We start from the raw sequence: 11,398 nt of genomic DNA on the forward strand, positions 1-11,398 counted from the left end.
CCGAGGAAGGACCCCCATGTCCAAGCGAACCCTGCTCGCCGGCGCCGCCGTGCTCTCCGCGCTCGCCCTTGCCGCCTGCGGCACGACCGAGCCCGCCGGAGAGACCGCCGGCGCCGAGCCCGAGGGCGCCGCCGTCACGGTCACCGACGCGCGCGGCGCCGAGGTCGAGATCCCCGCGGGCGTCACCGACGTCGTCGCGCTCGAGTGGGTCGCGGTCGAGCACCTGCAGGCCGTCGGGCTGGTCCCGGTCGGCGTCGCCGACGCCGCGGGCTACGAGGAGTGGTCGGGCACGGGCGCGCCGCTCGAGGGCGAGCCGACGGATGTCGGCACGCGCGTCGAGCCGTCGATCGACGCGATCGCCGGGCTCGCGCCCGATCTCATCGTCGCCGTGGCCGGTCGCGACGACGCCGCCTACGCCGACCTCGAGGCGATCGCGCCCGTACTCGTGCTGCAGGGCGCCGACGCTGCCGACCCGGTCGGCACGATGTTCGAGGACCTGCGCATGGTCGGCGAGGCGACGGGAGCGCTCGACGCGGCGGAGGCGGCGATCGCCGACTACGAGGCGCACATCGACGAGGTGTCGGCCGCTGTCGCCGATGCCGGTCTCGAGGGCACGCCGCTCGCCCACATGGACGGCTACGAGAACGCCGGGCAGGTCGAGATCCGGCCCTACGCGGACGGCGCGCTGCTGCCCGCGGTGTTCGAGTCGATCGGCTTCACGAACGCGTGGCCCGGCGAGGGCGACGAGCAGTACGGGCTCGGCGTCACCGACGTCGAGGGCCTCACCGCGCTCCCGGATGACGCGCACATCCTCTACATGACGGTCGGCGAGCGCGACGTCTTCACCCAGCAGCTCGCGAGCAACGAGATCTGGAACGGGCTGCCCGCCGTCCAGGCCGGCAAGGTGCACCGCCTGCCCGACGGCATCTGGCTGTTCGGCGGCGTCGGCTCGATGGCCGCCTACGCCGACGCGGTGGTCGCGGCGCTCTCGCCCACCCCGTGACCGGGGTCCGACCGGGAGGGCTCGCGCTCGGCGCGGCCCTCCTCGTCGCCCTCCTCGGCCTCTCCGCGTGGCACGCCACGCAGGGCACGACCCAGCTCGGCCTCGCCGAGCTGCTCGGCTGGCTGGGCGGCGAGCGCGGCAACGCGGCGATCATCGTCGAGAGCCGGCTGCCTCGCATCGCCGCAGCGATCGTCGTCGGGCTCGCGCTCGGCGCGGCCGGCTACGCGATGCAGACGCTCACCGGCAACCCGCTCGCCTCCCCCGACACACTGGCGGTGAACGGCGGCGCGAGCGCAGCGATCGCGCTCTCCGCCGCGCTCGGCCTCACGCTCCCCGGGCTGGGCGGCGCGGGCCTCGCCTTCGCGGGCGGCCTCGCGGCGGCGCTCGTCGTCGTCGCGATCGGCCGCGGCAGGGGATCGACGACGCAGATGGTGCTCGTCGGCACGGCGCTCGCGCTCGCGCTGCAGTCGGTGACGACCGTTGCCATCATCCTCGCCGAGGAGGAGACGGCGGGCCTCTTCGCGTGGGGCGTCGGCCGGCTCTCGCAGAACGGCATCGGCACCGTCGCGCAGATGCTGCCGCTCGTGGCGCTCGGCATCGCCGCGCTGCTGCTGCTCGCACGCCGGCTCGACGTGCTCGCGCTCGGCGAGGAGGCGGCCACGACGATGGGCGTCGGCGTCGGCAGGCTCCGCCTCTCGGCCCTCGTGGCATCCGTCGCGCTCGCCGCGGCCGCGGTCGCGATCGCCGGCCCGATCGGGTTCGTCGGCCTCGCCGCGCCCATCGTGGTGCGCCTGCTCGTGAAGCGCATCCCCGGCGCCGCGCGGCACATCGTCGCCATCCCGCTCGCCGCGCTCGCCGGCGCGGTGCTCGTCGTGGGCTCCGACGTGCTGCTGCGCGCCGTGCTGGGCGGTGTCGGCGCGCTCGACGTGCCGACCGGCGTGATCACGAGCCTCGTCGGTGCGGTCTGCATCGTCGTGCTCGCGCGCACCGTGGCCGGCGCCGCCGAGACCGAGTCGATGTCGGTGCTCGGCGCCCGCACCCTCGTGCGCCGCGCGTGGGTGCCGCTCGTCATCGCCGCGCTCGTGCTCACGGCGCTGGCGCTCGGCGCGGTGCTGCTCGGCGATCGCATGCTGCTGCTCGGCGACGTCGCGAACTGGCTCGCGGGCAGGGCGGGCGACGCCGTCCGCGTGACGCTCGACACCCGCACGCCGCGCATCGTCGCGGCCGTGCTCGCGGGCGTCGCCCTCGCCACCTCCGGCGCGCTCGTGCAGGCGGTCGCGCGCAACGCGCTCGCCGATCCGTACCTGCTTGGCGTCGCGGGCGGCGCGGGCTTCGGCGCCGTCGCGGTCATCACGGTCGTCCCCGCGGCGGTCGGGTGGGTCGTGGCCGGTGGCGCGCTCACCGGCGGAGCGCTCGTCGGCGTCGCGGTGCTCGTCCTCGTCGGCTGGCGACGGCTCGGGAGCCTCCGCCTCGTGCTCACCGGGCTCGCCCTGTCGGCCGCGACCGCGGCGCTCACGAGCCTGCTCATCGTCGTCACCGACCCGTGGAACCGCGCCAAGGCGATCGTATGGCTCGCGGGCTCCACCTACGGGCGCGGCTTCGAGGACGTCGTGCCGGTCGCGGTCGCGCTCGTCGTCGCGGTGCTCGCGCTGGTGTGGATGCACCGCGACCTCGACCTCGCCCAGCTCGACGAGTCGACGCCGCGCCTGTTGGGCGTGCGGCTGTCGGCGGTGCAGGTCGTCGCGCTCGTGCTCGCGGTCGTGCTCGCGTCGACCGCGGTCGCGGCGATCGGCGTCGTCGCGTTCGTGGGGCTCGTCGCCCCGCACGCGGCGCGCGCGATGGTCGGCGCGCGGCACCGGGTGCTGCTCCCGCTCGCGGCCATCCTCGGCGGCACGCTCACGCTCCTCGCCGACACGCTCGGCCGCACGCTGATCGCGCCCGCGCAGCTGCCCGCAGGCGTGATGACGGCGCTCGTCGGCATCCCGTACTTCATCTGGCTCGTCCTGCAAGCGGGCCGCGCGCGCTGATGCGCACCGATCGCGTCACGGCGGGGCACGGACGGAGCGCCTGACGATCGAGGGCTCGGTCTAGCACGGGGTTGCTTTGCACCTCCCAGGCGCATGCTGAGGGTTTCTCGTGCAACGACGACTGCACGAACGCTGTTCGGGTATTGCGGTGCTATCGGTGCGAATGACCTCAGCAGGGCCAGAGCGCCTGCGTCTTGAGGATTGCCCACGTCGCGGACGACCCTTAACCGAGCTCATCGCACCGCGGCGTCCGCGGAGCCGAGTCGTGGCGAGGACGCCGCGTCTTGATGAGCGAGAGCCCGGCGGGCCCCACCTCCGGGCATGGCGATTAGGAGTCATCGTGCACACGCCCGCAGCCACCAGTCCACCACCCAGCCTCCGCGATCGCGGGCTACGGCTGCGGCGCAACTCCATAGCGCTGCTGGCCGCCGTCGGGCTGGTCGTGCCGCTCATGGTCGCCACCGCGCCGACACCCGCGGTCGCCGTCACCGACGAGGATCCGTCGTTCGTGCTCAACCAGAACGACCTCGAGTTCATCCTCAGGCAGATCCAGATCTCCGAGGCGCACGCCGCCGACGAGGCGGACCCCTCGAACTACACGCTGCTGTGCTCGAGCCCCCAGGACGCGAGCGGCTCGTGCGTCCCGGACGTCGCGCGCCCCGCCGGCGTCCGCACGGTCGACGGCAGCTACAACAACCTGCGCGCCGGCCAGTCCGGCTACGGCTCCTCCGACCTCGCCTTCCCGAGGCTGCTCGACCCCGTGTGGCTCCAGGGCGAGCCGGCCCCCAGCCGGCAGGCGCCGCCGAACTTCGGCGGCACGCCGCCCGGATCCGCGCCCGGACCGCACGCGGTCTGCCAGCCCGGGGTCCCGGGCGCCGGCATGGACCCTTGGGGCCAGACGTGCTACGCGCAGACGGAGGGCTTCGTCTACGACACCGAGCCGCGCGTGATCAGCAACCTCATCGTCGACCAGACGACGAGCAACCCGGCGATCGTCAACCAGATCGAGGCGGGCACGGCGACCCTCATCGAGGGCACGGACATGGCGAGCACGCCGAACACCGCGCCGGATGAGGGCCTCTCGGCGCCGTTCAACACGTTCATGGGCTTCTTCGGCCAGTTCTTCGACCACGGGCTCGACCTCGTCGGCAAGGGTGGCCACGGCACGCTCGTCGTACCGCTCGAGGAGGACGACCCGCTCTACGACCCCGAGTCGAACACGAACTTCCTCATGCTCACGCGCGCGGACCGCATCGAGGATGCCAACGGCAACCCGACGACCGAGCACATGAACCTGACGTCGCCGTTCGTCGACCAGAACCAGACGTACTCGTCGCACCCGGCGCACCAGGTCTTCCTGCGTGCGTACACCGCCGGCGGCGGCGCGACGGGCGAGCTGCTCGAGGGCACGGTCGGTGGCATGGCCACGTGGACCGACGTCAAGAACCAGGCGAATCAGATCCTCGGCATCGGCCTCACCGACGCCGACCTGCTGGCGGTGCCGCAGGTGCTCGTCGACCCGTACGGCAACTTCATCCCGGGCCCCGCTCGCGGCATGCCGCAGCTCATCGTCTCGACCGGCCCCAGCGTCGATGACATCGAGTTCGTCGAGGGCGACCCGGCAGCGCCGGTCTCGACGACCAACGCGCTGTCGACGGGACACGCATTCCTCGACGACATCGCGCACGGCGCCACGCCGCTGTTCGACGCCGAGGGCAACCTCGTGCCGGTGCAGTTCGGCGAGGACGGCAACGTCATCGACCCGGGCGTCCCGCTCTTCGACGCGAGCGGAGCGCCGGTCAACGACCCCACGCTCACCGGCTACGACAACGTCGCGCTCGGCGAGCACTTCATCGCCGGTGACGGCCGCGTCAACGAGAACATCGGCCTGACCGCGGTGCACGCGATCTTCCACTCCGAGCACAACCGCATGGTCGGGCAGATCGAGGCGCTGCTGAACGGCGAGGCGGGCACCGAGGCGCTCTGGAACGACCAGACCCAGGCGGACCCGGCGCTCCTGCAGGAGTTCGCGGCCGCCTTCCGCGGCGAGGAGCACAGCTACCCGAACCCCCAGCCCGAGCTCACGCTGCCCGGCCCGCAGGCCGATGACTGGTCGTACGAGCAGCGGCTCTTCCAGGCCGCGAAGTTCGCGACCGAGATGCAGTACCAGCACCTCGTGTTCGAGGAGTTCGCGCGGGCGATCGCACCGACCATCGATGCCGTCGTCTTCAACGAGAACAGCTACGACCCCTCGGTCGACGCGGCCATCACGGCCGAGTTCGCCCACGTCGTCTACCGCTTCGGGCACTCGATGATGACCGAGGAGATCGGCCGCGAGGATGTGGCGACCACCACGGGCCTCACGGACGTCGCACTGCTCGACGGGTTCCTGAACCCGGAGGCGTACGACATGAACGGCACCCTCACGCCCGACGAGGCGGCTGGATCGCTCATCAACGGCATGACGGCACGCGTCGGCAGCCAGATCGACGAGCACATCACCGACACGCTGCGCAACAACCTGCTCGGCCTGCCGCTCGACCTCGCCTCCATCAACCTGATGCGCGGGCGCGACGTCGGCATCCCCCCGCTGCAGGACGCCCGAGCCACGTTCTTCGCGGCGACCGGTGACACCGCGCTCGAGCCGTACAGCGACTGGGTGGACTTCGGTCTCGGCCTCCGCAACGGCAACAACTTCGGTCGCGGCGGCAACAACGCGTCGCTCGTCAACTTCGTCGCCGCGTATGGAACGCACCCGACGATCGAAGCTGCCACGACCCTCGTCGAGCGTCGCGCAGCAGCGTCGATGCTCGTGAACGGTGCACCCGTGGGCGCGGAGTTCATCTCGCGGTTCCCGGGCGCCAGCAGGTTCCACACGGCCGCGCTGTTCTCACAGCGTCACTTCCCGGACGGCGCGGACACGGTCTACGTCGCGAACGGATTCAAGTTCCCGGACGCGCTCTCCGCTGGAGCGCTCGGCAAGCCGATCCTGCTCGTCGCGAACGACGCGACCGGCGCCCTCCCGATCGAGACGCACGAGGAGCTGCTGCGACTGTCTCCGGACCGCATCGTCGTGCTCGGCGACTCGGCTTCGGTGAACACGAGCACGCTGATCTCGCTCAACGCGATCTCGGCGACCGACGCTCCCGTCACGCGGATCGCCGGTGCGAACCGGTACGCCACGTCCGCCGCGATCTCGGCCACCTTCACGGCACCGGTCGAGCGCGTCTTCATCGCGAACGGGGAGAACTTCCCGGACGCGCTGGCCGGCGCTGCGGTCGCGGCACAGGGCAACTCGCCCGTGCTGCTCGTGTCGCCCACCTCGATCCCGGCGGAGATCGCCGCCGAGCTCGATCGACTCAACCCGCCGGAGATCGTCGTCCTGGGCGGCACGCCGTCTGTCAGTGCCGCGGTCGCGTCGCAGCTCCAGGGCTACACGGCGACCGGCACGGCCGAGTCGGTCATCCGACTGGCCGGTCCGAGCCGCTACGACACAGCGGTCGAGATCAGCGAGCACTTCTTCCCGAATGGTGCCGACCGCGTGTACGTCACGAACGGTGAGAACTTCCCCGACGCGGTCACGGCCGCTCCGGGGGCAGGGCTCAACGGCTCGCCGATCCTGCTGCTCCCTCGGAGCGGGATGACCCCGGCCGTCCGTGCCGAGATCGAGCGGCTCTCGCCCACCGAGATCTTCATCCTCGGTGACACCAACGCCGTCACCGCGGCGACGGAGCTCGACCTCGCATCCCTCGCGCCGACGCCGGTCACGGCTCCGGCGGACCGCCTGGACTTCATGAACGGCACGGGCGCCTGGGCTGACGCGGGCGGCACGACGGTCACGGGTCTCGAGTCGGTGGAGTTCTGGGTCGGCGGCCTCGCCGAGCGGATCGACGCCTTCGGCGGCATGCTCGGCTCGACGTTCAACTACGTGTTCGAGACGCAGCTCGAGAAGCTGCAGTTCGGAGACCGGTTCTACTACCTCTTCCGCAACCAGGGCGAGCAGCTGTTCGCCGCGCTCGAGGCGAACTCGTTCTCCGATCTCATCCAGCGCAACTCCGACGCATCGCACCTGCCGGCGAACATCTTCGCGCTGCAGGACCCGATCATCGACCTCGACAACCTGCCGAACCCGCTTCCCGCGGGCCTGCTGCAGGGAGTTGATGGCAGCTGGCGCTGGAGCGGTGACGAGCACGTCGAGATGCACGGAACCGCCGGACCCGATCGGATGACCGGGGACGAGGGTGACGACGCGCTCTGGGGCTACGAGGGCAACGACCGCATCGAGGGTGGATCGGGCAACGACTCGCTCATCGGCGGTGCCGGCCACGACATCATCACCGACTCGTTCGGCGATGACACCATCCACGGCGACCAGGGCAACGACGCCATCCACGTCGGTCCCGGTGTCGACCTGGGCCTCGGTGGACTCGGCGATGACTTCGTGGTCAACGGCGGCGGCGACGGATCGACGTTCTTCCTCGGAATGGGCGACGACATCCTGCGCGGCACCTCCGGCCGCACGACGGTCTTCGGTGGCGAGCAGGACGACTGGATCGAGGGCAGCTCTCACGCCGACCTCCTCCAGGGCGACAACGCCGACCAGTTCCAGAACGACACGCTCGGTGGACAGGACGTCGTCATCGGCGGCCTCGGCAATGACGACATCGAAGGCGAGGGTGGGGACGACATCCTCATCGGCGCCGCCGTCGGCACCGACCGTCACCTGGGCAACGTCGGCTTCGACTGGCTGACCTACTACGGGCAGTCGGCCGGGGTCACGTCGGACTGGCAGTTCACTCGGACGTTCGAGCCGAACAACCCGCTCCCGTCGCGCTTCGACCAGATGGAGGCGCTCTCGGGCGGCGCAGGCTCTGACACGCTGCGCGGGCCGCTCGTCGAGCCCGACGACATCGCCGCCAGCGAGATCCCGCTGCACAAGGCGACGCAGGAGAGCCTCGACATGATCGACGGCCTCGAGGAGCTGCTCCGCCCGACCGGCGCTGCGTTCGACTACGCGGCACCGTTCATGCGGGACACGCCCCCGTCCGATGTCGACGGTGTGAGCATGCTCATCATCGGCGGCCCCGGGAACGACACCATCGAGGGCCGAGGCGGCAACGACTACCTCGACGGCGATGCGCAGCTCGTGGTGCAGCTGGAGGACACGACGACCGGAGAGCGCTTCGACAGTGCGGCGCAGCTCCAGGCCCGAGTGTTCGCCGGCACGCTCAACCCGGGTGACATCGACATCGTGCGCGAGATCCAGATGGATCCCAACGCTGCGACGTCGGTCGACGCATCGGTCTACGGCAACCCGATGTCCGCGTACACCATCACGCCGCTGCCCGACGGGTACTGGCAGGTGTCGCACACCGTGGTGCAGGAGGCGGAGGAGAGCGACGGCACGGACGTGATCCGTGGCTTCGAGCGACTCCAGTTCTCGGACGGCTGCGCGGTGCTCAACGAGGCCGGCGACGCGTGGGAGGCTTGCGAGCCCCTCGCCGCGGCGACGCTCTCGACCGATGCACCCGCCGAGGACACGGCCGTCACCGCGACGCTCGTCGCATCCGACGGCTCGGCACTCGACGCGAGCAACTTCACCGACATCGAGTTCGTCTGGTCGGGCGGTGAGGGCGCGTCTCCCACGGAGATCACCGAGTGGGAGGAGCTCGGCCGGACCGGAGCGGCAGCGGGATCGGGGGTGACTGCGTCGAGCAGCTTCACGCCGGGTGACGCCCACGTCGACGTCTACATGAGGGTGACGGTGAACTACACCGACGCGTCCGGGCTCCGGCACGCGGCAACCTCGCCGACGACGACGGGCGCCGTGCTGAACATCAACGATGCGCCGACGGGCTTCACCGTCTCGCCGGCAGCGCCCGGTGTCGGACAGACGCTCATCGCATCGGCGGTTCAGGACGGCGACGGGCTCGAGGACGTCGTGTTCACCTACCAGTGGGCACGGTCGGCCGACCCGGCCTTCGCCACCGGCGTGGAGGCGCTGGCATCGACGTCGAACACCTACACCAGCGTGGCGGCGGATGCCGGTCAGTACATCCGGGTGACCGTCAGCTACACCGACGTGCTCGGCACGGCGGAGACGGCGGTCGCCACGACCACCGGACCGGTCGCGGGGCCGACACCCTAGCGCCGGCGACGACAGAGGGGGCTGCACCGACCGGTGCAGCCCCCTCTGCCGTGCTCGCGACGCCGCGGACTACTCGGCGGCATCGAGCCCGCGGCGCTTCAGCAGGTGCGAGAGGTCGGCGTCCTGGCCGCGGAAGTCGCGGAACGCCTCGAGCGGGTCCTTCGAGCCGCCGACGCCCAGGAGCCGCTCGCGGAAGCGCTGCCCCGCCTCCCGGATCGACGGCTGCTGCTTGAACCACTCGACCGTGTCGGCGTCCATGACCTCCGACCAGATGTAGGAGTAGTAGCCGGCCGAGTAGCCGCCGGAGAAGACGTGCTGGAAGTAGCCGGTCGAGTAGCGCGTGGGCACCGTGTCGCTCAGCAGGCCCACCCGCTCCAGGGCGTCGCGCTCGAACGCCGCGACATCCGTCACCTCGTCGCCCGCCGTGCGCGCGTGCCACGCCTGGTCGAGCAGCGACGCGGCGAGGTACTCGCTCGTGTCGTGCCCCTGGTTGAACGACTCCGAGGCCTGCAGCCGCTCGATGACGTCGGATGGCAGCGGTTCGCCGGTCTCGATGTGCTTGGCGTAGTGCTCGACGATGCCGGGCCACAGCATCCACATCTCGTTGACCTGGCTCGGGAACTCGACGAAGTCGCGGAAGGTGTTCGTGCCGCCGAACGACGGATAGGTGACCTGCGCGAACAGGCCGTGCAGGGCGTGCCCGAACTCGTGGAACAGCGTCGTGGTCTCGTCGAACGTCAGCAGCGTCGGCGTGCCGGCCGGGGGCTTGGGCACGTTGAGGTTGTTCATCACCACGGTCGGGTGGCCGAGCAGCCGGTTCTGCTGCACGAGCGAGTTCATCCACGCGCCGCCGCGCTTCGAGTCGCGCGTGTAGAGGTCGAGCAGGTAGAGCCCCACCTCGCTGCCGTCGTCGTTGCGCACCTCGAAGACGCGCACCTCGGGGTGGTAGCCGACGAGGTCGGTGCGCTCCTCGAAGGTGACGCCGTAGACCTGGCTGGCGGCATGGAAGACGCCTTCACGCAGGACCCGCTCCGCCTCGAAGTAGGGCCTGAGCGCCGCCGTGTCGACGTCGTAGCGCGCGGTGCGCTCCTTCTCGGTCCAGTAGTCCCAGTCCCACGACGCGAGCTGGTACGACTCCCCGGTGGCGTCGATCTGCGCCTGCAGGGCGGCGGCCTCCGCACGGGCGTTCGCGGCGGCGGGCTTCGCGAGCCTCGTCAGCATCGTCATGACCCGCTCGGGGTCGCGGGCCGTCTCGTCGGCCATGATCGCGTGCGCGTGGGTCGGGAAGCCCAGCAGCGCGGCCCGCTCGGCGCGCAGGGCGGTGAGCTCGAGCACCGTCGCGCGGTTGTCGTGCTCGTTGCCGCGCGTGCCACGGGCAAGCGACGCCTCCATGATCCGCTGTCGCACGTCGCGGTTCGTCAGCGAGGCGAGCCACGGGTGGCCCGAGAACAGCGGGAGCGTGACGAGCAGCTTGCCCTCGAGGCCGCGGTCGGCCGCCGCCTGGGTGGCCGCCTCGAGCTCGCCGTCGGAGAGCCCGTCGAGCTCTGCCGCGTCGTCGATGACGACCGCGAGGTCGTTCGTGTCGGCCTGCAGGTGCTTGTCGAAGCGCGTCGAGAGCGTCGCGATCTGCTGGTTGAGCTCCTTGAGGCGCTCGCGCGCCTCGGGCTCGAGGCCAGCGCCCGCGACGGTCATCTCGGTGTGGCGGCGCTCGACGAGGTAGCGCTGCTCTTCGGTCCAGGATGCGTCGGGCTCGGCGTGCAGCGCGGCCACGCGGGCGTAGAGGCGCGGGTCGAGCGTGATCGAGTCGGCGTGCGCGGCGAAGCGAGGAGCGTAGCGCTCCTCGAGCTCCTGCAGGAACGGCGACGAGTCGGTCGACGTCATGCTCCAGAACACGTGTGCGACGCGCTCGAGGGTCTGGCCGCTGCGCTCGAGCGCCTCGATCGTGTTCTCGAAGGTCGGTGCGTCGTCGCCGTCGACGATCGCGCGGACCTCCTCGGTCTGCTCGGCGAACCCGGCTTCGAGCGCCTCCTCGTAGTGCTCGTCGCGGATGTCGGCGAACGGCGGCAGCTGATAGGGGAGCGTGCTGGGCGACAGGAAGGGATTGGTCATCCCTCCACCCTAAGACGCGAAGAGATCTCAACGTCGCGGGGGGCGTCTGGCCCCGCAAACGAGCGCCCCCAGCCCACCCCGCCCCAGCGCGGCCAGCCGGCGCGGGGCCGG

Annotated in this window: 4 protein-coding genes; 3 read left to right on the forward strand and 1 reads right to left on the reverse strand. The window is 71.3% G+C overall.

Features of this window, described 5'->3' with window-relative positions; genetic code table 11:
- Positions 1-16 precede the first annotated feature (16 nt).
- The 3 genes from ACLQ21_RS00855 (at position 17) to ACLQ21_RS00865 (ending at position 9,178) form a co-directional block, all read left to right on the forward strand.
- A complete protein-coding gene (locus ACLQ21_RS00855; RefSeq protein ID WP_425660512.1) occupies positions 17-1,003 on the forward strand; it encodes an ABC transporter substrate-binding protein in 987 nt (328 codons plus the stop codon).
- Positions 1,000-3,030, forward strand: a complete 2,031-nt coding sequence (locus ACLQ21_RS00860) for an iron ABC transporter permease (protein ID WP_425660514.1) — start codon at positions 1,000-1,002, stop codon at positions 3,028-3,030. The genes ACLQ21_RS00855 and ACLQ21_RS00860 overlap by 4 nt, the downstream gene beginning before the upstream one ends.
- Before the next feature lie 340 nt (positions 3,031-3,370).
- Positions 3,371-9,178: a peroxidase family protein gene (locus ACLQ21_RS00865; protein WP_425660516.1), complete on the forward strand. Its 5,808-nt coding sequence runs from the start codon at positions 3,371-3,373 to the stop codon at positions 9,176-9,178.
- Between the two features lie 69 nt (positions 9,179-9,247).
- Here the strand turns inward: ACLQ21_RS00865 and ACLQ21_RS00870 are convergent, their stop codons facing one another.
- Positions 9,248-11,287 carry a M3 family metallopeptidase gene (locus ACLQ21_RS00870; protein ID WP_425660518.1) on the reverse strand — a complete coding sequence of 680 codons (2,040 nt, stop codon included), beginning with the start codon at positions 11,285-11,287 and terminating at the stop codon, positions 9,248-9,250.
- Between the last annotated feature and the right edge of the window lie 111 nt (positions 11,288-11,398).

Origin of the sequence: Agrococcus sp. DT81.2 (assembly GCF_049844935.1) — a bacterium.
In the GTDB taxonomy this organism is placed as follows: domain Bacteria; phylum Actinomycetota; class Actinomycetes; order Actinomycetales; family Microbacteriaceae; genus Agrococcus.

Coding starts and splice junctions, on each gene's coding strand:
- ACLQ21_RS00855 (WP_425660512.1), top strand. CDS start 17: ATGTCCAAGCGAACCCTGCTCGCCGGCGCCGCCGTGCTCTCCGCGCTC.
- ACLQ21_RS00870 (WP_425660518.1), bottom strand. CDS start 11,287: ATGACCAATCCCTTCCTGTCGCCCAGCACGCTCCCCTATCAGCTGCCG.